The 23,900-nt window shown below is 64.1% G+C and carries 28 protein-coding genes, 1 tRNA gene and 1 pseudogene; 7 read left to right on the forward strand and 23 right to left on the reverse strand.

Annotated features, from left to right (window positions below):
- The coding region (locus tag ACTG4J_RS06125; protein ID WP_439137969.1) for an FAD binding domain-containing protein at positions 1–486 on the forward strand (486 nt) is incomplete at its 5' end.
- Between the two features lie 71 nt (positions 487–557).
- Here ACTG4J_RS06125 and ACTG4J_RS06130 read toward each other — a convergent pair.
- Positions 558–1,535 carry a GlxA family transcriptional regulator gene (locus ACTG4J_RS06130; protein WP_439137971.1) on the reverse strand — a complete coding sequence of 326 codons (978 nt, stop codon included), beginning with the start codon at positions 1,533–1,535 and terminating at the stop codon, positions 558–560.
- Between the two features lie 155 nt (positions 1,536–1,690).
- On the reverse strand, positions 1,691–2,182 hold the full coding sequence (gene infC / locus ACTG4J_RS06135; protein WP_439137973.1) for a translation initiation factor IF-3: 492 nt from the start codon (positions 2,180–2,182) through the stop codon (positions 1,691–1,693).
- Between the two features lie 229 nt (positions 2,183–2,411).
- Here infC and ACTG4J_RS06140 point away from each other — a divergent pair, with 229 nt between their 5' ends.
- Positions 2,412–2,825, forward strand: coding sequence for a hypothetical protein (locus ACTG4J_RS06140; protein WP_439137975.1), 414 nt, complete (start codon positions 2,412–2,414; stop codon positions 2,823–2,825).
- Between the two features lie 65 nt (positions 2,826–2,890).
- Here the strand turns inward: ACTG4J_RS06140 and ACTG4J_RS06145 are convergent, their stop codons facing one another.
- The 6 genes from ACTG4J_RS06145 to cysG all read right to left on the reverse strand — a co-directional run bounded on the left by ACTG4J_RS06145 (position 2,891) and on the right by cysG (position 8,428).
- Positions 2,891–3,748, reverse strand: a complete 858-nt coding sequence (locus ACTG4J_RS06145) for a ferredoxin--NADP reductase (RefSeq protein WP_439137976.1) — start codon at positions 3,746–3,748, stop codon at positions 2,891–2,893.
- A gap of 69 nt (positions 3,749–3,817) precedes the next feature.
- Entirely contained in the window at positions 3,818–4,246 is a 429-nt protein-coding gene (locus ACTG4J_RS06150; RefSeq protein ID WP_439137977.1) for a DUF934 domain-containing protein, read from the reverse strand.
- Between the two features lie 76 nt (positions 4,247–4,322).
- Positions 4,323–5,075: a phosphoadenylyl-sulfate reductase gene (locus ACTG4J_RS06155; protein ID WP_439137979.1), complete on the reverse strand. Its 753-nt coding sequence runs from the start codon at positions 5,073–5,075 to the stop codon at positions 4,323–4,325.
- On the reverse strand, positions 5,065–6,735 hold the full coding sequence (locus ACTG4J_RS06160) for a nitrite/sulfite reductase (RefSeq protein WP_439137981.1): 1,671 nt from the start codon (positions 6,733–6,735) through the stop codon (positions 5,065–5,067). The genes ACTG4J_RS06155 and ACTG4J_RS06160 overlap by 11 nt, the downstream gene beginning before the upstream one ends.
- Positions 6,735–7,034: a DUF2849 domain-containing protein gene (locus ACTG4J_RS06165; RefSeq protein WP_439137983.1), complete on the reverse strand. Its 300-nt coding sequence runs from the start codon at positions 7,032–7,034 to the stop codon at positions 6,735–6,737. Before ACTG4J_RS06165 ends, ACTG4J_RS06160 begins: the two co-directional genes overlap by 1 nt.
- Complete coding sequence (gene cysG / locus ACTG4J_RS06170) at positions 7,034–8,428, reverse strand: siroheme synthase CysG (protein WP_439137984.1); 1,395 nt, start codon at positions 8,426–8,428, stop codon at positions 7,034–7,036. The genes ACTG4J_RS06165 and cysG overlap by 1 nt, the downstream gene beginning before the upstream one ends.
- A 144-nt stretch (positions 8,429–8,572) precedes the next feature.
- Here cysG and ACTG4J_RS06175 point away from each other — a divergent pair, with 144 nt between their 5' ends.
- Together ACTG4J_RS06175 and ACTG4J_RS06180 are read left to right on the forward strand one after the other, a co-directional pair.
- A complete protein-coding gene (locus ACTG4J_RS06175; RefSeq protein WP_439137986.1) occupies positions 8,573–9,034 on the forward strand; it encodes an Lrp/AsnC family transcriptional regulator in 462 nt (153 codons plus the stop codon).
- Between the two features lie 10 nt (positions 9,035–9,044).
- Positions 9,045–9,830: a heme-dependent oxidative N-demethylase family protein gene (locus ACTG4J_RS06180; protein WP_439137987.1), complete on the forward strand. Its 786-nt coding sequence runs from the start codon at positions 9,045–9,047 to the stop codon at positions 9,828–9,830.
- 4 nt (positions 9,831–9,834) lie between these two features.
- Here the strand turns inward: ACTG4J_RS06180 and ACTG4J_RS06185 are convergent, their stop codons facing one another.
- The 8 genes from ACTG4J_RS06185 to ACTG4J_RS06220 form a co-directional block, all read right to left on the reverse strand.
- On the reverse strand, positions 9,835–10,905 hold the full coding sequence (locus ACTG4J_RS06185) for a 2'-deoxycytidine 5'-triphosphate deaminase (RefSeq protein WP_439137988.1): 1,071 nt from the start codon (positions 10,903–10,905) through the stop codon (positions 9,835–9,837).
- Positions 10,906–10,996: 91 nt separating this feature from the next.
- Positions 10,997–11,073, reverse strand: a tRNA-Pro gene (locus ACTG4J_RS06190).
- Between the two features lie 42 nt (positions 11,074–11,115).
- Complete coding sequence (locus tag ACTG4J_RS06195; protein ID WP_439137989.1) at positions 11,116–11,703, reverse strand: MerR family transcriptional regulator; 588 nt, start codon at positions 11,701–11,703, stop codon at positions 11,116–11,118.
- Between the two features lie 72 nt (positions 11,704–11,775).
- Positions 11,776–12,078 (reverse strand): integration host factor subunit alpha, encoded by a 303-nt coding sequence (gene ihfA / locus ACTG4J_RS06200; RefSeq protein ID WP_439137990.1) that lies wholly within the window; start codon positions 12,076–12,078, stop codon positions 11,776–11,778.
- A 95-nt stretch (positions 12,079–12,173) separates the two neighbouring features.
- Entirely contained in the window at positions 12,174–13,145 is a 972-nt protein-coding gene (locus ACTG4J_RS06205; protein ID WP_439137992.1) for a beta-ketoacyl-ACP synthase III, read from the reverse strand.
- The gene (gene plsX / locus ACTG4J_RS06210; protein WP_439137993.1) at positions 13,142–14,239 is read right to left on the reverse strand and encodes a phosphate acyltransferase PlsX; all 1,098 of its coding nucleotides are present in this window, start codon (positions 14,237–14,239) and stop codon (positions 13,142–13,144) included. Before plsX ends, ACTG4J_RS06205 begins: the two co-directional genes overlap by 4 nt.
- Before the next feature lie 38 nt (positions 14,240–14,277).
- On the reverse strand, positions 14,278–14,484 hold the full coding sequence (rpmF, locus tag ACTG4J_RS06215; protein ID WP_439137995.1) for a 50S ribosomal protein L32: 207 nt from the start codon (positions 14,482–14,484) through the stop codon (positions 14,278–14,280).
- 221 nt (positions 14,485–14,705) lie between these two features.
- The gene (locus ACTG4J_RS06220; protein ID WP_439137997.1) at positions 14,706–15,263 is read right to left on the reverse strand and encodes a YceD family protein; all 558 of its coding nucleotides are present in this window, start codon (positions 15,261–15,263) and stop codon (positions 14,706–14,708) included.
- Between the two features lie 123 nt (positions 15,264–15,386).
- Between ACTG4J_RS06220 and ACTG4J_RS06225 the strand changes: the two genes are divergently transcribed.
- On the forward strand, positions 15,387–15,845 hold the full coding sequence (locus tag ACTG4J_RS06225) for an outer membrane protein assembly factor BamE (protein WP_439137999.1): 459 nt from the start codon (positions 15,387–15,389) through the stop codon (positions 15,843–15,845).
- A gap of 109 nt (positions 15,846–15,954) precedes the next feature.
- Positions 15,955–16,692, forward strand: a complete 738-nt coding sequence (locus ACTG4J_RS06230; protein WP_439138000.1) for a GNAT family N-acetyltransferase — start codon at positions 15,955–15,957, stop codon at positions 16,690–16,692.
- On the opposite strand, the gene ACTG4J_RS06235 is transcribed toward ACTG4J_RS06230, so the two are convergent.
- Positions 16,625–17,596, reverse strand: coding sequence for a GNAT family N-acetyltransferase (locus tag ACTG4J_RS06235; RefSeq protein ID WP_439138002.1), 972 nt, complete (start codon positions 17,594–17,596; stop codon positions 16,625–16,627). The genes ACTG4J_RS06230 and ACTG4J_RS06235 overlap by 68 nt on opposite strands.
- A 36-nt stretch (positions 17,597–17,632) precedes the next feature.
- Positions 17,633–18,886, reverse strand: coding sequence for a tyrosine--tRNA ligase (tyrS, locus tag ACTG4J_RS06240; RefSeq protein ID WP_439138003.1), 1,254 nt, complete (start codon positions 18,884–18,886; stop codon positions 17,633–17,635).
- Positions 18,887–18,990: 104 nt separating this feature from the next.
- Between tyrS and ACTG4J_RS06245 the strand changes: the two genes are divergently transcribed.
- Positions 18,991–20,058: an anhydro-N-acetylmuramic acid kinase gene (locus tag ACTG4J_RS06245; protein WP_439138017.1), complete on the forward strand. Its 1,068-nt coding sequence runs from the start codon at positions 18,991–18,993 to the stop codon at positions 20,056–20,058.
- 65 nt (positions 20,059–20,123) lie between these two features.
- On the opposite strand, the gene rarD is transcribed toward ACTG4J_RS06245, so the two are convergent.
- The 5 genes and pseudogenes from rarD to ACTG4J_RS06270 all read right to left on the reverse strand — a co-directional run.
- Positions 20,124–21,023, reverse strand: coding sequence for an EamA family transporter RarD (gene rarD / locus ACTG4J_RS06250; RefSeq protein ID WP_439138005.1), 900 nt, complete (start codon positions 21,021–21,023; stop codon positions 20,124–20,126).
- Positions 21,024–21,067: 44 nt separating this feature from the next.
- Positions 21,068–21,487, reverse strand: a complete 420-nt coding sequence (locus ACTG4J_RS06255; protein WP_439138006.1) for a cupin domain-containing protein — start codon at positions 21,485–21,487, stop codon at positions 21,068–21,070.
- Positions 21,484–22,161 carry a haloacid dehalogenase type II gene (locus ACTG4J_RS06260; RefSeq protein ID WP_439138007.1) on the reverse strand — a complete coding sequence of 226 codons (678 nt, stop codon included), beginning with the start codon at positions 22,159–22,161 and terminating at the stop codon, positions 21,484–21,486. The genes ACTG4J_RS06255 and ACTG4J_RS06260 overlap by 4 nt, the downstream gene beginning before the upstream one ends.
- On the reverse strand, positions 22,158–23,435 hold the full coding sequence (eno, locus tag ACTG4J_RS06265) for a phosphopyruvate hydratase (protein ID WP_439138009.1): 1,278 nt from the start codon (positions 23,433–23,435) through the stop codon (positions 22,158–22,160). Before eno ends, ACTG4J_RS06260 begins: the two co-directional genes overlap by 4 nt.
- A 93-nt stretch (positions 23,436–23,528) precedes the next feature.
- A pseudogene (locus tag ACTG4J_RS06270) lies at positions 23,529–23,900 on the reverse strand (EamA/RhaT family transporter); the annotation flags it as partial.

Consider the following 23,900-nt stretch of genomic DNA (forward strand, 5'->3'; position numbering starts at 1 on the left):
AACCGCGGCACGATCGGCGGCAGTCTTGCCAATAACGATCCTTCCGCCTGTTATCCGGCAGCGGCCTTGGGGTCGGGGGCGGTGATCAAGACCAACGCCCGTGACATCGCGGCGGATGACTATTTCCTCGGCATGTTCACCACCGCGCTGGAGGAGGGGGAGATCATCACCGAGGTACGCTTCCCCGTGCCGCAAAAGGCCAATTACCAGAAATTCGTCCAGCCCGCCTCGCGCTTTGCCTTGGTCGCGGTCTATGTGGCGAAATATGCGTCGGGTGTGCGCGTTGCGGTGACGGGTGCGGCCTCGGACGGGGTATTCCGCTGGGCCGAGGCGGAGGCAGCGCTGTCAGGCGATTTCACGTCCACCGCGCTCGACGGGTTGGCGGTGCCTGGCAATGACATGATCGCCGATCTGCACGGCACGGCCGATTACCGCGCTCATCTGGTCAAGGTGATGACCAAGCGTGCTGTTGCCGCCGCGGGCTGAATGCCGCGACATCGGGCTGGGCAGACAAAAGGCGCCGGGATGATCCGGCGCCTTTTGCATGGGCCAAGCGGTCAGGCGTAGCTGGTCACCATCCGTGCCGCGCGCGCCATTTTCCGCACGGCCGAGGGCGAGACCCCCAGCTTGTTGCTGATGGCGCGTGAAAAACCTGCCAATGTCTCGAACCCGCTGACGCGCGCAATATCCGAGACGGGCATCGCGGTATGGCGCAAGAGATCGGCCCCATGGCGCAGGCGCAATGTCAAATAATGCTCGGATGGTTTGACCCCCAGGGCGCGTTCGCACCGCCCGCGCAAGGCTTTGCGGCTCATCCCGAGGCTCTCGGCCAATTCGGTCAGGGCGAGGGGTGTTTCCAGATGGGCACGCATGCGCGCCTCCATTGCGGCAATGATCGGGTCGACGGGGGGCGCCTCGTGCTGGGCGTCGTCTTGCGATGCGCTTTGGCCATGCGGCTGTGGCAGCTTGCCGCTTGCCATGGCGCGGGCCACTTCTTGGGCCAGGGCGGGCGATGCGGTCTTGGCAATCCAGGCGCAAAGCGCCTCGCCGATCGCAGCGCCGCCGGCAACGGTCATGCGACGATCATCGATTACATAGGGCCGTTCGACTGTTTCGATCGCGGGGAATTGCGGCGCATCGGTCAAATCCGGGCTATGGCTCAATACGGCTTGACGTCCATCGAGCCAGCCGATCCGGGCCAAGATCAACGCCCCGGTCGCGACGCCGCCAAGACGACCTCCCGCCGCCTCGATCCGCGACAAGTAGGCTTGAAACCCGTTTGGAATGCGCCCGGGCATGGCGTCGTCGCATAAGACCAAGACCAAGTCGATATTCTCGGTGCCATCCCAGTTGGCTTGGCCCGGATCGACCAAGGCGCCATTGCTTGCGCGCACCGGCTGATGGCCGGGAATTCGCATGTCATGGGAAAAGATTGGCTCGGGGCTCAACTTGTTGGCGGTGTCGAGCACGGCGCAACCAAGCGCATATGCCAACATCGGAAAGCCCGGGAACAAAACGAAACTCACATGTACCATGAGCGGAGGATGACGCAGCATTCGCGGCGGTTCAAGACAAGTTGCGCGCAATATTGGCCCTGCGCGTCCTTCCGGCCACAGAGCAGTGGCGGACAACGAAAAAAGGCGCGCCCGAAGAGCGCGCCGATCTCCGTGATGGGATATTTGTCCGACCCCTATTTGGCCGGGCCGATCATCATCACCATTTGGCGCCCTTCCAGGCGCGGAATACTTTCGACCTTGCCAAGACCTTCGACATCCGTCGCCACGCGTTCCAGCAATTCTCGACCGAGGTTCTGGTGGGCCATTTCACGGCCACGGAAGCGCAAGGTCACCTTCACCTTATCCCCGTTTTCGAGGAACTTGGTGACGCTGCGCATCTTGACCTCGTAATCATGGGTGTCGGTGTTCGGACGGAACTTGACCTCCTTGATCTCGATGATCTTTTGCTTCTTGCGCGCCTCGGCCTCGCGTTTCTGGGTCTCGTATTTGTATTTGCCGAAATCCATGATCTTGCACACGGGCGGTTCGGCCGTGGGCGAAATCTCGACCAGATCCAGACCGGCCTGTTCGGCAAGCTCAAGCGCGCGGATCGGCGACAAGACACCGAGATTCTCGCCCTCGGCGCCGATAAGGCGGATTTCAGGGCAACGGATACGATCGTTCACGCGCGGGCCGGTTTCACGGGATGGCGGCGCGTTATGGGGTCTGCGGGCTATGGGGGCCTCCTGAAGCTACCGAGATTTAGGCTGACAACCTATCTGTGCAGCCTGTCTCTTTCAAGGCGAATTGGCGCTTGTCTGCCGGAAAGCCATCTGTGCCGCGGTGCAGCATTGCCACTGGGGCGCGCGACGCTTAGGTGCGGAGACGGTGTTGTCACTCAAAATCGGAGAAACCATGAAACGCGTTATGATCATGATCGCTGTCCTCGCGGCGTTGGGCATCGGTGGGTACTTTGTGTTGCAGGCGCAAAACGCCGCCGCCGAAGCTGCCGCCGCCGAAGCTGCCGCCGCCGAAGCTGCCGCCGAAGCCGAAGCTGCCGCCGAAGCCGCTGCTGCGGTGACCAGCGCCGCGCAAGACGCGGCTGCCACGCTCGCAGATCAAGCAACGCAGGCCCAAGACGCCCTATCGTCGCTCTTTACCGTCGAGGGCTTCGATTTCGACAGCGCCATGGCCGCGCTGGAGGGGGCCGATATCCCCGCTTTGGCCCGCGCTGCGATCACCACAGCCCTCGGCGCGGCGCGCGATAATCCTGACCTTCTGCCCACGGCGCTGGAACAGGCACGCAATGCCTTGGGCCTCGGCCAGTAAGTCGCGTTCAAGAAACAAGCCCCCCCACGCCAAGGTCGCGGGGGGGCTATCGGCGTCAAAGCCGGTCAGTCAAGAAAGGCTTTCTCGACAACGTATTCGGCGGGGTTGGAATTGGCCCCTTCACGTAGGCCGTAATCCTCGAGCATCGCCTTGATCTCGAGATTGAAAGCGAGGTTGCCGCAGACCATCGCACGGTCGGTGTCTTGGGCAAGCGGGCCGACGCCAAGATCGGCGAATACTTCGCCCGAACGCATCAGATCGGTGATCCGGCCCATCTTGGGGCTCTTCTCACGGGTGGTGGTGGGGTAATAGCGCAGCTTGTCGGCAAAGCTTTCGCCGATCAGCTCGGCCAGCATCTCGTCTTGGCGGATCGCATCGATCAGCTGCGCGCCATAGGTCAATTCGCCAACTTCGCGGCAGGTATGGGTCAAGATGACCTCGTCGTAATCCTCGTAGGTCTGCGGCTCGCGCAGCAGGCTGGCAAAGGGCGCGATGCCGGTGCCGGTGGCGAACAACCATAGCCGCTTTCCGGGCAAAAGCGCGTCATGCACCAGCGTACCCACGGGCTTTGGTCGCAAGATGATCGCGTCGCCGGGCCGGACATGCTGCAGCTTCGAGGTGAGCGGCCCATCGGGCACCTTGATCGAATAGAACTCCAGCGCGTCATCCCAAGCCGGCGAGGCGATGGAATAGGCGCGCATCAAGGGCTTTTGCTTGCCCGTTTCGGGGTCGGGATCGCCCATCAGGCCGATCATCACGAACTCGCCCGAGCGAAAGCGCAGGCTCGGCGGCCGCGTGCAGCGGAACCGGAACAGCCGGTCGGTGTAATGCTCCACCTCGGTCACGATCTGCGTATCGGGCAGGGTGGGCGTGGCGCGCGCGGCGGTGTTCTCGGTATCTTTCACGGGTCTATGCTCGGTCATGTCCTGTCACGGCGCGGTCTAGCCGCCACCTCCTCCTTAAGCCTTGATCTGGATCAGGGAAAGCTTTTGTCAGCCTTTCAGCCGCGCCTGATAGTCGCCCGCCCGCCAATCGGCACGCGCCAACCATTGATCTTCGGGCTGGCGCGCGGCTATCGCGGGGGCGATCTCGACCTCGTCGAAGCCTGCCCGTCGGGCCATTGCATATTGATCGGCCAGCACATGACCCGCTGCGCGTAGCCGCCCGGTATAGCCCATCGCCCGCAACCGCCGCGCGACGGTAAAGCCGCGCCCATCGGCGAAACCGCCAAAACGGATGCGGATCAGAATGATCTGGGAAAGATGCGCGCGCAGATCCTCCAGATCCGTTTGCACCCCAAGTTCGAGGGCCAACCCCTCGCCATGCAGATCCGCATCCGGGGGCAAGAACGCGCCCCCCCAATCATCGGCCACAAAGCCCCTGTCGCGCATGATCACCGTGGCGGTCGTGTTCTGGCTCATCTTCACTCTCCATCAAGGTTAAGGCGCGCGCCCTTCATCTTTCAAAAAATACGCAATCGCAGCGGTTGCCGATCATTCACGATGCCTGCCGGACAGGCGCGCGCATGATCCGGCCATCGACGATGTGAATGCCGCATTCATCCTTGGCGGCCCCCCGCCAGCGCCCGGCGCGCGGGTCTTCGCCCGGCGCCACGGGCGTCGTGCATGGCGCGCAGCCGATCGAGGGGTAGCCCTGCGCCACAAGCGGATGGCGGGGCAGGCGGTTGTTGATCATGTATTCCGTCACATCCTCGCGCGCCCAATGGGCGAGCGGGTTGATCTTTATGCGCGTATCCTCTTCGGCCTCGAAGAACTCCAGCGCGGCGCGGCTGCCCGATTGAAAGCGTTTGCGCCCGGTGATCCATGCATCGAAGGGCGCCAGCGCATGGGCCAGCGGCTCGGTCTTTCGCAAGGCGCAGCAGGCATCGGGGTTGTCGCGGTGCAGCATCCCCTCGGGGTCATGGGCGGCAAGCCTTGTTCGGCTGGCGCGGATCACCCGTAGATCGCCAAGCCCCAGATGGTCGGCCACCGCGCGCTGGTATTGCAGCGTTTCGGCAAAAAGCATCTCGGTGTCGAGAAACAGCACCGGGGTGTTGCTGTCGACCAAGGCCACCATGTGCAGAAGCACGACCGAGTCCGCGCCGAAACTCGACACCATCGCGACCGATCCCGTATCGGAATCGGCCAGCGCATGTTCGAGTACGGAAATAGCCGAGTGGTGGCGGTAGCGCGTGTTCAGCGCCGCAACCCGCGTAGACACATTGCTGAAATGGGCGATCTCAGGCGGCATCGGCCTGCGTTCCCCCGGACCCGTAGAGCGCGGCTTTGAACGGCGCCATGCCAAGGCGGCGATAGGTGTCGAGGAATGTCTCCTCGACACCAAGGCGTAAGCTCAGATAGGCGCGTAAGATGCGCTCGATGGCCGGCACGATCTGGTCATAGGCGAAACCGGGCCCAGCACGCTCGCCGATCACCGCGTCGGGGCCGCCATCGCCGCCCAGTGTGATCTGGTAGCTTTCCACCCCCGCCCGGTCGAGGCCCAAGATCCCGATATGGCCGACATGGTGATGCCCACAGGCATTGATGCAGCCCGAGATCTTGATCTTGAGCGGGCCGATATCATGTTCCAGCCGCAAGGCATCGAAATGGGTGGCGATCTCTTGCGCCACGGGGATCGCGCGCGCGGTGGCCAAAGCGCAGTAATCCATGCCGGGGCAGGCGATGATATCCGACAAAAGCCCCACATTGGCCGTCGCAAGCCCTGCGGTCAAAAGCGCGTCATGCACCGCCTTGAGGTGCCGTTTGGGCAGATGGGGCAGGATGACGTTCTGTTCATGGCTGATGCGCAATTCGTCATGGGCGTAACGCGCGGCCAGATCGGCCAATAGCCGCATCTGCGCGCTCGTCGCGTCGCCGGGTGTTGCGCCATGGGCCTTGAGGCTGACGGTCAGGATCGCATAGCCGGGCTGGCGATGCGGCGCGACATTGGTGTCGGTGAAGGCGCGAAAGACCGGGTCGGTGGCGCGCCATGCCGCGTAATCGCCCTCGGCCTGCGCTACGAAAGCGGGTGGTGCGAATTGCGCGGTGATCGCGGCAAGCATCTCTTGATCCACGCCGGAAAACAGGCTTTTGCGCGCGGCGAATTCGGCCGCCACCTGCGCGCGGATCGCGTCGATGCCGGTTTCATGTACCGTGATCTTGATGCGCGCCTTGTACTTGTTGTCGCGCCGCCCCAACAGGTTATAGACCGCGACCACCGCCTCCAGATAGGGCAGGAGGTCGGGCAGCGGCACGAAATCGGCCAAGATCTTGCCGATCATCGGTGTCCGGCCCAATCCCCCGCCCACCAAGACGCACGCCCCCAAGACGCCATCGCGCCGCACCAACCGCAGGCCGATATCATGGGCGGCGGTCACCGCGCGGTCATCGGCATGGCCCGTGACCGCCACCTTGAACTTACGCGGCAGGAATTGGAACTCGGGGTGATCGGTCGACCATTGGCGGATCAACTCGGCGATCGGGCGCGGATCGGCCACCTCACCCGCTGCGGCGCCCGCGAAATGATCGGCGGTCACATTGCGGATGCAATTTCCGCTGGTCTGGATCGCGTGCATGCCGACATCGGCCAAGGCGTCCAGCATATCGGGCACATCGCGCAGTGCGGGCCAGTTGAACTGGATGTTCTGGCGCGTGGTGAAATGGCCATAGCCGCGATCCCAGCGCTCGGCGATCATTGCCAGCTGTCGCATCTGTGCGCCATTGAGCGTGCCATAGGGAATCGCCACCCGCAGCATATAGGCATGGAGTTGCAGATAGAGCCCGTTCATCAGGCGCAGCGGCTTGAATTCATCCTCGGTCAGCGACCCGTCGATGCGGCGTTCGACCTGCGCGCGAAACTGCGCGACGCGGGCGCGGACAAAACCCGCGTCAAACTCGGAATAGCGATACATCAGAGCGCCTCTTGCTTGCCATGGGCGTAGTTGGACGGGCCACGGGTGCGGAAGACCTCGCGGAAATGGAGGGGTTCGGGGCCTTTGGGGCCTTGCTTGGCATCAGCCAGATAGGCACCCACCACCTCATGCCCGCGCGCGGTGGCATCGAGCAGGTGCAGCTCGGCTGTGGCCGCATCGGTGATCATCAGCGCCTTGTCGTGGTGGCGCGTCCAGCCGCCATCGGGGGCCAGATAGACGACATCACCCTCCAGCAGCGCATTGGCGGTCAGAACCTTGGGGGAATAGGGGGCGAGCATCAGGCGAACTCCTCGGTCAAGTGGGGCAGGGCGGCCTCGGCCATGCGCGGGGCCAGCCCGTAAAGCAGGATCACCGGGCCGGTACAGGCGGCCTCGGCCAGCGCATGGGGCAGGCGCGCCAGCGTGGTGGCGATGGCCCGCGCTTCGGGGCGGGCGGCGTTTTCCACCGCGGTGACGGGTGTTTCGGCGGCCGCGCCATGCATCATCAGCCGGCCTTGGATGAAGCGCGCGCCGCGCTTGCCCATGTAGATCGCGGCCACCGCACCGGGGCGGGCCAGCCCGCGCCAATCCTGCTCGGCGAAGCCTTGCATGTCATGGCCCGTGATCAGCCGTAGTGCGCTGTTTCGGTCGCGCTTGGTCAGGCTTTGTCCGATACTTGCCGCCGCGGCACTGGCCGCGGTGATCCCCGGCACCACCGACCATTCAAGCCCCGCGGCCGTCAGCGCGTCGATTTCCTCGTCCAGCCGCCCGAACACCGCCGGATCGCCACCCTTCAGCCGCACCACATGCGCGCCAAGGGCCGCATGTTCGACCATCAGCGCGCAGATATCGGCTTGCGCCATCGCGGGGCCGAACCCCTCTTTGCCCGCATCGATGATCAGCGCCTCGCGCCGGGCAAGCTCCAAGATCGCTTGTGGCACAAGCCGGTCATGGATCACCACATCGGCCCGGTCGAGGAGCTTGCGGGCCTTGAGCGTCAAAAGCTCCGGATCGCCGGGGCCGGCACCCACCAGATCGACACGGCCCCCCTTGGGTGCTGCATCGAGATGGCGGGCAAGCAGCCCCTCAAGCGCCGTGGCAAGCCCGTCTTGGCCCTGCGCGGCAAGTGCTTGGGGCCCTGCGTCGAAATAGTAATCCGCCCAGAACTCCCGCCGTTTGCGCCCCATCGGCAAGGCATCGGCCATGGCGCGAAAGCCTTTGCCGATCCGCGCCAGTACACCCAGCGTGCTGGGCAGGCGTTCCTCCAGATCGGCCTTGATCGCGCGCGCCAGCACCGGGGCCGCACCCTCGGTGCCGATAGCGATGGTCACGGGGTCGCGATCGACGATGGCGGGTGTGATGAACTGGCTGTCGGCAAGATTATCGACAAGGTTGACCAAGGCCCCATCCGCGCGCGCCAGCCGGGCAATGCGGCGATCCTCGTCCGGGTCATCCGTCGCGGCATAGACAAGCGCTGCGCAGAGCGCATCACCGGGGCCAAAGGCGCGCGCGATCAGCGTGATCTGCCCTTGCACGGCCATTGCCTGTAGGGCGGGATCGGGGGTTTCGGCGATCACGGTCAGGCGCGCCGTCGTCTTGCGCAAGATGCGCAGCTTGGCCAAGGCCGTCTCGCCGCCGCCTGCCACGACGACACGGCGACCTTGCAGGGCCAGAAAGATCGGGAAATGGTCCATCGCGCGCTCCGACCAATGGGTGGGTTGCGGCAATACTTAGAACAATTTCCCGGTATTTTGCAGATACCCCTTGCTGAAAGGGACGTACGTTTCTAGTAATCCGATTTAGTTCAGATCCCGTTCTGTTGCGAAGGGCCACCAAAAATGACTGTCCAGATCGACGCGCTCGACCGGAAAATCCTCGCAGCCCTGCAAGCGGATGCATCGCGTTCGCTCGACGATATCGCGCGTATCGTGGGCTCGTCCAAAACGCCGGTCTGGAATCGGATTCGCAAACTGCGCGAGGCGGGCGTCATCGGCCAGCACACCGTCTTGCTCGATGCCGAAAAGCTGGGCTTCGAGGCGTGTTTTTTCGTGCTGATCCGCACATCGGAGCATGAGGCCGATTGGCAGCACCGTTTCCTTGCCGCGCTCAAGGCCCGCCCCGAGGTGATGGAGGCCCACCGCCTTGCCGGTGAGATCGACTACATCCTCAAGGTCCGCGTGCCCAATGCGCGCGCCTATGACGCCTTTTATCAAGCCCTGATTTCCGAGGTGCGGATCTACAATGTCACCGCGCTGTTGAGCATGGAAGAGATCAAGGCCAGCCCGATCCTGCCGCTATAGGTCGGGGCGCATGACCGCGATCTTGCAACAGAATTTGCCGTCGATCCCGTGGCTCGTGCCCGCCCTTGCGCGGCTGCCCGGCGTCTTGCCGCTGGCGATGGGCGATTGGCTGGTCAGCGATGAGGTTTTCGCAGCTCAAATGGCGCTGCGCGATCGTTTGTTGGCCGAAAACCGCGCGGCGGTCTATGCGATGACACCGGGGGCCGCGGGGGCGGCGGCGGCACTATTGGCGCTCATCCTCGACCATCTTGGCCCGGGCTATGCCCGCGCGGGCGGCGCGGTGATCCGGCCCGACGGGGTGCGCGTGGTGCTTGATGCCGCCCCGCCGCTCATCACCGCCGCCCGGCTTGTGCAAGAGGATCTGTGCCTGCACCAGCCTGGCCCGGATGGCGAGCATGTGCTGACCGGCGCGGTCTTGTGCTTTCCGGCCAGTTGGAGCTTGGACGAGAAGATCGGCCGCCCGCTTTCGGCCATTCATGGCCCCGTCGCCGCTTATGACGCGCAGATGGCCGCGCGGGTGCAGCGGCTGTTCGATGCGGTCCGGCCCGGTCGCCCGCTGTGGCGGCAAAACGCGCTGATCTATGCTGACCCTGCTCTCCACCAACCAAGGCGAGAGGCCGCGCCGCGCCGCGATCCGCCCGACCAATGGCGCTATCTGCGCTCGGAGAAACAATGTTTCGTGCGGGTGCCCGATAGCGATGCGGTCGTCTTTTCGATCCACAGCTATGTCGTGGCGCTTGATGCGCTGCCGCCCGAGGCGCGCGCCGGTCTGGCACGGCTCCATCGCGTGGGCTAGGGCGTTAGCCTTTGAAATGCTTGGACAGTTTCAGCCCTTGGCCTTGGTAGTTCGAGGCGATGCCGCTGCCGTAAAGTGTTTCGGGCGGCCCGGCCATGCGTTCATAAACCAAGCGTCCCACCACCTGCCCATGTTCCAGCACGAATGGCGCCTCGTGGCAGCGCACCTCGAGGACGCCGCGCGCGGGCACGCCATGGCCGAAGCCGGGGTCGAAAAAGCCCGCGTAATGCACGCGGAACTCCCCCACCATCGCAAGATAGGGTGACATTTCGGCGGCGCAGTCGGGCGGAATCGTCACCGCCTCGCGACTGACGAGAATGTAGAAGGCACCGGGGTCGAGGATGATGCGCCCGTCTTCGCCGCGCACCTCTTCCCAGAAATCGGCAATCTCATGGGTGCCGATCCGCGTCAGGTCGATCACGCCGGTATGGGGCTTAGCGCGGTAGCCGACGATACCCTTTGCGGTGGGCGTCAGATCAACGGAAAAGCCCAAGCCCTCGTCGATCACGGGCTTGCCATCGACCAGTGGCGTTTGGGCATGGCGCTCGGCCAGTTCCGCATCGCTCAGCACCGCTTGGCCACGCCGAAAACGGATCTGGTTCAGCCGCAGCCCCGGCGCCACCTTGATCGAGAAGGAGCGCGGGCAGATCTCTGCGTAAAGCGGGCCGGTATATCCTGCCGGGATGCGGTCGAATTCGGTGCCGCCATCGGCGATCACGCGCGTCAGGCAATCGACCCGCCCCGTCGAGCTTTTGGCATTGCACACCGCCGTCACATCGCCCGGCAGCGTCAGCCCCTCCATCAAGGGCACGACATAGACGCAGCCCTTTTCCAGCACAGCGCCTTGGCTCAGATCCATTCGGTGCATCTCGAACTCGGCAATGCGCTCGGCCACCGAACGGCCCGCCCCGGCCAAGAAAGAGGCGCGCACACGGTAGGCGACCGTGCCAAGGCGCAAGTCCAAGCTGGCCGGTTGCACCTGTCCTTGGTCGGGCCGGTCACAGCTGATGGCGCCGCCTGCGATCATGGCGTCGATCTCGGTGTCGGGCAAAACCCCTTGGCGTTTGTCTGTCATCTGGCCATTCCCCGTTTCGCCCAAGAAAAAACCGCCCGCGCCGTCGGCGCAAGGGCGGTTTTCACGGGCACCCCCCAAATCGGGGAGGTGATGGTCGGGCTAGCAGGACTTGAACCTGCGACCTTCCGTCCCCCAGACGGACGCGCTACCAGGCTGCGCTATAGCCCGACGTGACGCCCTTCTAGCGATTTCGCCGGGGGGCGCAAGGGGTCAGGCAGGCGCTTGATCGCGCATCTTTGCATGCAGCGCCACAAGCGATGCGCGCAAGGCTTGGCGCGTATCGGGGGTAAGGGCCGCAGGGGTAGCCACCAGTGCCGCAAGGCGGGTCAAATGCTCTTGCATGCTTGCGGTCACGCGCGCGGCCACCGGCGCGGGCGACGGGGTGAGATCCGCAGCGATCGGGGCAGGGGGCGCATCTTGGCGTGGTGCATGGATCACGGGCTCGGCGACCATGGGGATCGCTTCGCGCGCGGCGTCTTCGATCCAATCATTGGCCGGGTCGTCGCGATCGGCCTCGCTCAGCGTCAGGGGTGGCGAAAGGGCGGCCACGGCACCGATCCCGTTTTCCCGGATCATCCGTTGCACGCCGCGGATCGTCAGGCCACGATCATGTAGCAACACCTTGATCCCGCCCACCAATTCCATGTCCGACGGGCGGTAATAACGCCGCCCACCGGCCCGTTTGACGGGCTTGATCTGAGAAAATTTCGATTCCCAAAATCGCAGCACATGGGCGGCCACGCCCAGCCATTCGGCCACTTCGCGGATTGTTCGAAAGGCTTGCGACGATTTCGTCATGGCCGGTTTGCCCTGCCTTCTTGGCTACACTGCGATCGGGTCGCGCACCCCGGCGTGCGGGCGCGCAGAGGCTTAGCCGCGGTTGCCCGCCGCGACCCTGTCTTTCATCAAATGCGAGGGCCGGAAGGTCAGCACGCGACGCGGGCTGATCGGCACTTCTTCACCTGTCTTGGGGTTGCGGCCAACGCGTGCGGTCTTGGCGCGGACCGAAAACGTACCGAAGGACGAGATCTTGACCTGTTCGCCATCAACCAGCGCATCGGACATGAGATCCAGCACGCGTTCGACCAGTTGCGCGCTTTCGTTTCGCGACAGGCCCACCGCGCGGAACACCGCCTCGGATAGGTCCATGCGTGTCAGTGTCTTATCACTCATGCCTTGCGTCTCCCCAAAGTTGCCCGAGGATGGATCAAGCCTATGCGCGAGTCAATCAAGAGGCTTGAAACAAGGCGTTTATCTGCAGCAATCGGTTACCAGCGAATGACCACGGCACCCCATGCAAGGCCGCCGCCGATCGCCTCGCACACCAAAAGATCGCCGCGCTTGATCTGACCCCGGGCCACGCCGACCGACAGCGCCAGCGGGATTGAAGCCGCCGAAGTATTGCCATGATCTTGCACGGTCACCACGACCCGGTCCATGCCCACGCCCATCTTTTGCGCGGTGCGCGTGATGATGCGCAGATTGGCCTGATGGGGCACGATCCAGTCAACATCATCGGCCCCAACATCGGCCCTGTCCAACGCGCGGTGGGCTGTTTCGGCAAGTTTTTCAACGGCATGGCGGAACACCTCGCGGCCCTCCATGCGCAGCACGCCGGTGGTTTGCGAGGATGACACACCGCCATCGACATAGAGCAGGTCGCGATAACGCCCGTCGGAATTCAGATCAGTCGACAAGATGCCGCGATCACCTGATTGGCCCGTACCGTCTTGCGCCTCCAACAACAACGCGCCCGCACCATCGCCGAACAGCACGCATGTGCCCCGGTCGGTCCAATCCATGATCCGGCTGAATGTTTCGGCCCCGATCACCATGACGCGGCGCGCTTGGCCCGACATGATCAGCGCATTGGCATTGGCCAGCGCGAAAACGAATCCCGCGCAGACCGCCTGAACGTCAAAGGCGAATCCCCGCTCCATCCCGAGGCCTGCCTGCACCATCGTTGCACAGGAGGGAAAGGTCAGGTCCGGGGTCGAGGTCGCAACCACGATCGCATCGATATCATTGGCGGCAAGCCCTGCCATATCGAGTGCGGCGCGCGCCGCTGCGATGGCCATCTGGCTGGTGGTTTCGCCCTCGGCCGCGAAATGGCGCCGTTCGATGCCCGAGCGGTCGCGAATCCAATCATCGCTGGTGTCGAGTGTCTTTTCGAACTCGGCATTCTCGACCACGCGGGCGGGCAGGTAGTGACCGATGCCGATGGGAACTGCGCGGATCATGCTTGTCCTGCCTCTGCCTGCATAGCCGCAGCCGCGGCCTGTTCGGCCGCAGCGATGCGCGCGGCAAGTCGTTCGTGAAAGCCCGCGGCAGCCAGACGCTCGGCCAGCTTGATCGCGGCGGCAACGCCTGTCGCATCGGCCGAACCATGCGATTTCACCACCGTGCCATTCAAGCCCAGAAACACCCCGCCATTCACCCGGCGCGGGTCGATCCGTTTGGAGAGCCGCTTGAGCGAGGGATAGGCCAACACCGCGGCCACACGGCTGAGGATCGAATAAGAAAACGCCTCGCGCATGCGTTCGCTGATCAGCCGCGCGGTGCCTTCGCCGGTTTTCAGCGCGACATTGCCGGTGAACCCATCGGTGACGATCACATCCACCTTGGCCGAGGGCAGGTCGCTGCCCTCGACGAAACCCACGAATTCGAAATCGGCGGCATGGCTCACGCGCTCGATCAATTCGGCGGCGAATTTCAGCTCCGCCCGGCCTTTGTGCTCTTCGGTGCCGACATTGAGCAGGCCGACCCGCGGACGCGCAAGGTCAAGCCCGTTGCGGGCATAGCTTGCACCCATCAGCGCATATTGCAGCAAATCGCCCGCATCGGCGCGAATATCGGCGCCGACGTCGAGCATGACGTTAAAGCCCTTGGGATTGCGTGATGGCCAGAGGCACGCGATCGCAGGGCGGTTCACCCCCTCGATCTTTCGCAGCCGCATCATCGACAGCGCCATCAGCGCGCCGGTATTGCCGCAGCTGACGGCGGCACCGGCTTCGCCCGCGCGGACGGCCTCGATGCAAGACCACATGGAGGTGTCCTTGCCGTGACGCACGACATGCGATGGTTTTGCATCCATCGTCACGACACCGTCGGTATGGCGGATTTCACAGCGGTCGGCCAGCGCACGGCGGCGTTCGACCAGGCGTTCCAACTCGGGGCGGTTGCCATGCACGATGAAACGCAGACCGGGATTCTTGGCTGCAGACTGGGCCATGCCGGCGACCACGACCGCAGGGCCGAGATCGCCACCCATCGCATCGATGGACAGGACGGGTCCGGGATTACCCTTTACCGTCAATGCATTTCCATCGCTCATACGCCCGATCGCCTTGTCGCCCCGGGGTTGCCGCAGGCTCAGGCCGCGTCTTCGTCGAGATCGACTTCAGCTGCCTGGGCGACGACCTGACGGTCGTTATAGGTGCCGCAGGACGGGCACACATGATGCGGGCGCTTCAGCTCACCGCAAGAGGGGCACTCGTTGGGGTTGGCGGCGACCAACGCATCATGGGCGCGGCGCATGCCGCGGCGGGAGCGCGTCACTCGGTTCTGGGGGACAGCCATGTCACAACCTCAATGTCTTGGGGGCGATCGCTTGGCGGCCCGCCCCGGTCCTGTCAAATCTCAATCTCTCGACCGCCTATCGGCATCCAAACGCGGGGCTTTTGGCCTCGCGCCGGAAGGGACGGAAACGGCAAAATAAGCGTGTCCGCAGCCGGGGTCGAATGAGGGCGGGAACATACCCGGATTCCGGGGCGGCGCAAGACCTTTTCGCCACTGCGATATTACCCGTCCTTTTCGGGCTTGTCCTGACCTGCCAGCTTGTCGCGCAGCGCTGCCAAACCGGCCAAGGGCTTGGCGGCATCATCGTCTAGCGGGGCTACGCCCGGCGGTGCGAAACGGGTATTCGACAGCGCCGCGCCGGCCGCGCGGGGATAAAGTGGCAAGGCAAGCGCCAATGCCTCGGCCATGACGGATGTCAGCGTCAGTATCTCGGGCAGCGGCTCGAGCGTGTCGTCGTTGGGGATTTCGGCCTCATCACCCTCGGGCTCCGGCATATCGGCAAGGTAGCGGCGCGTGACCGGGTCGTCGATGCGGGTCGTGACCGGCTCGGCGGTGACGACGCAAGGCTGCACCACGGTCGCGCCCAATGCGGCCTGCAGCGCCCAATCGCGCTTGCCCTCGGCGACCAAGCGGCCCGAAAAGCGCAGCTTGCGCAGCGCGAGAAGCCCGAACTCCGCCGCCAATGCCGCGCGCGCGGTCGCATCGGGTGCCAGATCAAAGCTGAAATCAGCGCCACGGGGTAGGCGGGCGAGGACGATTCTTTCCGGGGTGTCGGCCATGGCGCGCCCTCCTCGTGGCGTTGTCGTCTTCTTGCCCTGTGGTCTTGGGTAAGTTAAGCCGATAAAAAGCTTTCGGTCGCAGCGCAAGTGCGCGCGGTCTGGCGTAGAGGCAAGAGGTTGGTCATGCTAAGGCAAGCGCGTGAATTCCGCAAAGGTCTGATCGGTCTGGCGCTTGTCTTGTCATTGGCCGCTTGCGACGCGACATTCGACAATCACGGCTATGTTCCGCCCGCCGATGCGCTGGCCGCGGTGCAGATCGGCGCCAGCCGCGATGCCGTGATCGCCGCCATCGGCACGCCGGGAAGCGCGGGTGTGATGCGCGACGAGGCATGGCTTTATACCGCCTACCGGATTCGCAATTTGGGCTTTCGCGCGCCGCAGCTCACCGAGCGGCAATTGCTGGCGATCTCGTTCGACCGCAACGGTCGGGTCAGTAATGTCGAGGAATTCGGGCTCGAGGATGGGCGCGTCGTTCAGCTGTCGCGCCGCGTGACAACCAGCTCGGTGCGCGAAGTGACCTTCTTTGGTCAATTGCTCGGTAATTTCGGCCGTATCAACATTGGCCAAGCGCTCGACAACTGAAAGCTTTGTCTTGTCGTGAGATGGTCATGCACGCATCATAAGGTGCAGCGCATGATCCGGCATGATCGGCCGGACTCGACTGCGATCGACGGGGCAGGAGCAGCTGGCGATGTTGGATCTGGCAAGAGGGCGCTACCGCGCGCGGATCGCGGCAGATGGCGACGATCTGGAAGCTGCCCAAAGGCTGCGCACCTTGGCCTTTCGCGGCCCCGCTGCCGAGCGGCTTGACCGCGATGATTTCGATGAAGCCTGTACCCATGTACTGATCGAGGATGTCCGGTCATCTCTGCTGGTGTGTTGTTTCCGGCTCTTGCGGCTCGGTTCTGGTGCCGAGATCGGTCGCAGCTACTCGGCGCAGTTCTACGAGTTGTCTGCGCTTGCGGCATTCGACGGGCCGATGGTCGAAATGGGGCGCTTTTGCATCCATCCCGATTGGCATGACCCCGATATCTTGCGGCTGGCATGGGGGGCGATGACGTCGCTGGTCGATCGTGACGGCGTCGAGATGCTGTTTGGCTGCTCATCCTTTCACGGCACCGAGGCCGGGGATTATTCCGATGCCTTCGCGCTATTGCGCGACCGCCACATCGCGCCCAAGCGCTGGTTGCCGCGGGTCAAGGCACCGGCGGTTTTTCGTTTTGCCGCGCGGCTGCGCCGCAAGCCCGATCTGAAGCGCGCACAGGCCAAGATGCCGCCGCTGTTGCGCACTTATCTGATGATGGGGGGCTGGGTCAGCGATCACGCGGTCATCGACCGCGACATGGACACGCTGCATGTGTTCACGGGGCTTGAAATCCGCGCCGTGCCGCCGGGCCGTGCACGGTTGTTGCGTGCGGTGGCGGGGTAGCGCGCAGGCGGCGCAACAAGCCGTGGAGCGGTGCAAGCGGGCGCGCGTATAGCCATGTGCCCCCCGACACCTCCAGCGTGGCGCCAGCACCCAGTTTGAAGCGTGCAAGCCCGGCGTTGGCGGCCGTATCGCAAAGGCCCAGATCGATCGCGGACACACCCATCGCGGCCAAATCACCCATCGCGCGCCACATCAGCAGGTTATGGGCCGAGAACTTGCGCCCCTGATGATCCGACCAGCCAATCAGGTAGCTGGCCCCCGTGCCGTGCCGTGCAAAAAGCATGGCGGCAATCACCTTGCCGCCGATCCGCGCGGTATAAAGATGCAGTGCGCCCGGTGTCGCGGCCATCGCCGCGATCAGCTGGGGAGGCAGGCCGCGATAGCCGCGGTCGCGTTGCTGCGCGGCATCGGCGCGCAAAATCCAATGTGCGGGATCGGGCGGCATGGCGCTGACGCGGATCGTCAGATCGCGCCCTTCCATACGGGCGGGGATTGTGCGCATCGCATCGCGCTGTGCGCGACGCAGGCGGTTGCGCCATTTGCCATGCATCCGCCCCAGCCAGTCCGCAGACCCGCCCGCAAGCGAAAGCACCGCCTGCTTGCGCGGCGCTGCAAGCGGGATATATCCGGCCCGGTAAAGCGCCAAGCCCTCGCAGGGGCGCCCGGCATTGACCACCAGCCAAGCTGCGCCGAGGTCTGCCCCCATCCCGCAAGCTGCATCGATGCCACGCAGATTTGCGCATGATGAAAGCGCGACCTTGCCCAAAGGCCCGAGCGAACGGCGCAAGACAAGCGCCTCGCCCCCCTTTGTGCAAAAGCGTTGCGCGTCAGCGCCGATCCGGCGCAGCGCATCATGATAAAGCTGTGATTGCTGCAGCGGCAGCGCGTGCTGGGTCATATCCATGGGCGCGAGCTTGCCGCACCCATGGTTAAATTTCTCTTAGCCTGCCAGCACAACCAGCGCGTGGCGTTTTTTGCCCGCCGAAAGCTTGATGGGCTGTGCAAGCGCGGCGGTGGTGATCATCTGGCCTGCATCCGTGATCGCCGCGTCGTTCATCCGCGCGCCCCCTTCGGCGATCAGGCGCTTGGCCTCTTTGCCCGAGGCGGCAAGACCCGCGCGCGTGATCAACTGCGCCACCGAAATACCATCGCCGATCTCGGCCGTGGCAAGGGTCAGCGTCGGCAAATCCTCGCCCGCCCCGCCGCGCTCGAAAACCTCGCGCGCGGTGGCCTCGGCTGTGGTGGCTGCCTCGGCCCCGTGCAAAAGCGTTGTCACCGCATTGGCCAAAATGATCTTGGCGGCGTTGATCTCTGAGCCCTGCAGCGCACCCAAGCGGTCGCATTCGGCCACCGGCAATTCGGTGTAGAGCTTGAGGAAGCGGCCCACATCGGCATCGGTGGTATTGCGCCAGAATTGCCAGAACTCATAGGGGCTGAGCATCTCGCCATCGAGCCAGATCGCGCCACCTTGCGACTTGCCCATCTTGCGCCCGTCCGATGTGGTCAAGAGCGGTGTGGTCAGCCCGAAGATCTGCGCATCCACCACCCGGCGGGTCAGGTCGATCCCGTTGACGATATTGCCCCATTGATCCGAGCCGCCCATTTGCAGCACGCAACCCTCGCGGCGGTAAAGCTCGAGGAAATCATAGGCCTGCAAGATCATGTAGTTGAATTCGAGGAACGACAGGCTTTGCTCGCGGTCCAGCCGCGATTTGACGCTTTCAAAGGACAGCATCCGGTTGACCGAGAAATGCCGCCCGATATCACGCAGGAATTCGAGATAGTTCAGCCCATCGAGCCATTCGGCGTTATTGAGCATCATGGCCTCAGTAGGGCTGTCGCCATAATCAAGGTAGCGGCCAAAAACGCGCTGCATCCCCGCGATATTGGCGTCGATCTGGTCGGGGGTCAGCAGGGGGCGCTCATCGGCGCGAAAGCTGGGATCGCCCACCTTGGTTGTGCCGCCTCCCATGAGGGTGATGGGGCGGTTGCCGGTCTTTTGCCACCATCTGAGCAGCATGATGTTGAGCAGATGCCCGACATGCAGCGATTTGGCGGTCGCGTCATAGCCGATATAGCAGGTGACGGGCCCCGCGATCAGCGCCGCGTCAAGGCCTTGCAGATCGGTGCAATCGGCCAGGAAGCCGCGCGCGATGATCTCGCGCAGGAATTCCGATTTGGGCTGGTAGGTCATCGGGCCTCGGTCCATGCTCGTGCGGTGTATGGGGCGAGGCTATAGCGGGCAGTGCGGTGAAGGGAAAGAGTGACCAGAGCAAACGCCTGCGCGTGGTGGGCGCGATGTCGGGCACCTCGATGGATGGGGTGGACATGGCCGTGATCGAAACCGACGGGATGGCGGTGACAGGCTTTGGCGAGACACGCTACCGCGCCTACACGCCCCAAGAGCGCGCCACGATCCGCGAAAGCCTTGGCCGTTGGCCCGGTGAGGCAGGCGTGGCCGAGGCAGCCCGCATCGTCGAAGACGCCCATCTCGACGTCTTGGCCGACATCATGGGCAAGACGGATATCGCGGCATTCGGTTTTCATGGCCAGACCTTGGCGCATGATCCGGCGGGCGGGCGCACCCATCAAGCGGGCGATGGCGCGCGGCTCGCGTCAGTCTCCGGAGTGACGACGGTCTGGGATTTCCGTTCGAACGATATGGCGCTGGGCGGGCAGGGCGCGCCCTTGGCCCCATTCTATCACTGGGCCTTGGCGCGCTTCATTGGGGCGACGGGGCCGGTGGCCTTTCTCAACCTTGGCGGGGTGGGCAATATCACTTGGGTCGATCCCGCAATTGATGCGCCCCAATTGCCGGGGGCTTGCGTGGCATTCGACACCGGACCGGCCAATGCGCCGATCGATGATCTGATCTTTGCCCGGCGGGGCCAAAGATTTGACCAAGACGGGGCCCTGACCCGTCAGGGCCGGGTGGATGCCGAGACGGTGGCCGTGTTTCTCGATGATGTCTATTTCCGCCGTATGCCGCCCAAATCACTCGACCGCGATGCCTTTCCCGATCTGGGCCGTTGGGTCGCGGGCATGGCGGATGCCGATGCGGTGGCCACTTTGGCGGCTTGCGCGGCGGGTGCGGTATCGCAGGCGATGGAGCATCTGCCGAGCCCGCCCTTGCAGGTCTATGTCACCGGCGGCGGGCGGCATAATCCGGGGCTGATGGAGATGTTGGCGGCCGCGCTGGATCGTCCGGCCCTGCCGGTCGAGGCGGTAGGTCTTGATGGCGATATGCTCGAGGCGCAGGCCTTTGCTTATCTGGCCGCGCGCGTGCTTCTGGGTCTGCCGACCTCGGCGCCGATGACCACCGGGGTGGCGGCGCCTGTCGGGGGCGGGCGGGTGAGCCGGGTGTGAGAGCGGATATGGGGGCTCTGCCCCCAAGCCCCCGGAGTATTTTCGAAGCAAAGATGAAGCAGGGATCAGGTACGGGCCGCCCGCGCCGTGCGGATCAGCGTGACCGTATAAAGGATCAGGGCGAGCCAGATCAGTGGAAAGGCTACAGCGCGCGCCGGGCCGAAGGGCTCGTTGAAGACGAAGACCGCGATAAGAAAGATCATCGTGGGCGCGATATATTGCAAAATGCCCATGGTCGAAAGCCTGAGCCCCTTGGCGCCATTGGCATAAAGCATGAGCGGGATGGCCGTGACCGCACCCGTGCCGATCAACAGTGCAATATCGGTCCAGCTTCCTGTGACGAAGGCCGCATCAGGGCCGTGCCACACGAGATAGGCCAAGGCTGCAGGCGAGAGCAGCAAGACCTCGAGCAAGAAACCTTGATTGGGGCCGATTGGCAGCGTCTTGCGCAAGAAACCGTAGATGCCGAAGGTCGTCATCAAGACGAGTGCGACCCAAGGCAATACACCTGCGGAGACGGTCAAGATACCCACCGCCAGCCCTGCCAGAGCCACCGCTATCCACTGCATGCGCGCCAGCTTTTCGCGCAGCAAGATCGCGCCCAAAGCCACAGAGAACAGCGGGTTGATGTAATAGCCCAAGGCTGCATCGAGCGCCCGGTCATTGGCGATGGCCCAGACATAGACGCCCCAATTGACCGAGATCAGCGCCGCCGTGACTGCCGCCATGCCGACCATGCGCGGCGTCTTCAGCGCACGGATGACATCGTCTGTGCGCCCCAGCGCGATCAGGATCGCGCCTGCGATCGGCACCGACCACAAGATCCGGTGGGCGATGATCTCGACCGGTGGAATATGGATGATGGCCTTCATGTAAAGCGGCAAGAAACCCCACATGAGATAGGCGGAGACGGCATAGGCAAAGCCTGCCGCGCTGTCGCCGTTCTGGGTGGTGGGGGTTTTCATCGCACTGGCCTAGCCCATTGCGCGGGCGGCGGCGAGAGGGGAAATCAGCCGCGCGGGATATCGAAGCCCGGGGCCGCAAGCGTAAAGCCCTCAAATTGGAAACCCGGCGAGACGGTGCAAGACACCAGCGTGAAATCGCCCGTCGTACGCGCGGCCTGCCAGTGGTTTTCGGGCACGATGATCTGCGGCGCGCCGCGGGCCAGATCGGGGGTCAGCAGATGGTCGATGGCAGGCCCCGTGTCGCTGTCCGCCAGCGACAAGACGAGCGGTGCGCCCGCGTGGTAAAGCCAAATCTCGGTTGCGTCGACCTTGTGCCAATGGCTGGCTTGGCCCGATTTGAGCAGGAAATAGATGCAGGTGCCGCTGGGCCGCCCGTCGTTCCCTGCCACCCATGTCTGGCGATAGAAGCCGCCCTCGGGATGGGGGGCGAGGTTCAGATGGGCGATGATCTGATCGGGGGTCATGAGGCCAGCTGCCTTCCAAGATCGTGGAAATCCTGAGCGATGATATCCCAAGCCGCCTCGGGCGCCAGATCTGTGGTCTGCGCCGGCCCGTGTTCGGTCGGGCGCGGGATGAAGCCGGTCTTAAGGCCCGCCGCGCGGGCTGCCACCAGATCGTCATTATGCGCGGCCACCATCATCACCTGATCGGGGGGCAGACGCAGCGCGGCGCAGGCGGCCAGATAGACCCCCGGCTTGGGCTTGTAATCCTGCGCGATCTCGGCGCCCAAGATGCAATCCCACGGCAGCCCGGCATGGCGCGCCAGCCGCGTCATCAGCGCGATGGAGCCGTTCGAGCAAGGCGCGATGATGTGATGCGCCTTGAGTGCCGCCAGCCCGGCCACCACATCGCGCCAGGGGTCGAGCCTTTCCCACGCGTGGGAAAGGTCATCGGGCGCTGTCACGCCGAAATCCGCCGCCACGCGGTGCAGGTTCTCGCGGTGCAGATCGTCGAGCGCCACGTAGCCCCTCCCGCCCTCGCGGATGCGGGCCATGGCGGGGTCGTATTCGGCCCGCCATGCGGTGGCGAAAGCGGTGGCATCGACCCCGGGCAGAACCGCCGCCACCTCGCGCGCCACGGCGCTGCGCCAATCGACGCAGGTGCCGAAGACGTCGAAGATGAGGGCCCGAACCCTCATCCCCGCAGGATCGAGCGGCCCGCGTAAACGGCGGTCTCGCCCAACATCTCCTCGATCCGGATTAGCTGATTGTATTTCGCGAGCCGGTCCGAGCGGGCGAGCGAGCCGGTCTTGATCTGTCCGCAGTTGGTGGCGACCGCCAGATCGGCGATGGTGGCATCCTCGGTCTCGCCCGAGCGGTGCGACATGACGCAGGTCATCCGGTTGCGCTGGGCCATGTTCACGGCGGCGAGGGTTTCCGACAGCGTACCGATCTGATTGACCTTGACCAAAAGCGCGTTGCCGCAGCCCTTTTCGATGCCTTCGGCCAGACGGGCGGGGTTGGTGACGAAAAGATCGTCGCCCACCAGCTGCACCCGGTTGCCCAAGGTTTCTGTCAGCGCGCGCCACCCCTCCCAGTCATCTTCGGAACAGCCGTCTTCGATGGACAGGATCGGGTAGTCATCGACCAACGCCGCCAGATAAGCGACGTTTTCGTCCGATGTCAGGGTTTTTCCTTCACCAGCATAGATATAGCGGCCATCCTTGAAGTATTCGGTTGCGGCGCAATCAAGTGCCAGCATGATATCATCGCCCGGCTTGTAGCCTGCTTTTTCGATAGATTTCAAAATGAAATCAAGTGCATCGCGGGTAGAGCTGAGGTTGGGGGCGAAACCGCCCTCATCACCGATTCCGGTCGACAGGCCCGCCGCCGAAAGCTCTTTCTTCAGCGTGTGAAAGACCTCGGCGCCGATGCGCACCGCATCCGCGATCGAGTCGGCCGCGACCGGCATGATCATGAATTCCTGAATGTCGATCGGGTTATCGGCATGCTCGCCGCCATTGATGATATTCATCATCGGCACGGGCAAAAGCCGCGCCGCCGTGCCGCCGACATAGCGGAAAAGCGGCTGGGCGGTGTATTCGGCGGCAGCCTTGGCCACGGCGAGGCTGACGCCCAAGATCGCATTCGCTCCAAGCCGGCCCTTGTTGTCGGTGCCGTCCATCTCGCACATGGCGGCGTCGATCGCCTCTTGCTCGGTGGCGTCAAAACCTACCAGCGCATCGGCGATCTCGCCGTTCACGGCGGCGACGGCCCCCAACACGCCCTTGCCCATGTAGCGGCCCTTGTCGCCATCGCGCTTTTCCACCGCCTCATAGGCGCCGGTCGAGGCCCCCGAAGGCACGGCGGCACGCCCCATGGAGCCATCCTCGAGCGTGACATCGACTTCGACGGTGGGATTGCCGCGGCTGTCGAGAATCTCGCGGGCGTGAATATCGGTGATGAAGCTCATTGATGGTCCCCTTGGGTCGGATTTGGCCGCTCTATAGCAAGCCTTGCCGCATATGCGAAGGGGATTGGCGGCGATGGTGATGCGGCCAATGGGTCAGGCTGTTTGGTGCAACTTCCGCTCGCGCCAAAGGCTATAAAGACCTGTTGCGATGACGATGCTCACGCCAAGCAGCGTCAGGCCGTCGATGGTTTCGTCAAAGACGACCAGCGCGATGAAAAAGGCAAATACCAGCCGCGTGTAGCGAAAGGGGGTTACCGCGGCGATCTCGCCCACCCGCATGGCGGCGGTGATCGCGAAATAGGCCACCATGCCCGACAGGATCGCGGCGGGGATACTCAGCCCGATCGTCGGCGTGGGCCAGACCCAGCCGCCCGCGACCAGCAGCACACCGCCCCCCGCAAGTGCCAGCGCGGCGAAGCTGTAGCTGGCCAAAAGCGGCGTCGGCACCGATTTGGGTACCGGCCG

Source organism: Roseicyclus sp., from assembly GCF_965662675.1.
GTDB lineage: Bacteria > Pseudomonadota > Alphaproteobacteria > Rhodobacterales > Rhodobacteraceae > Roseicyclus.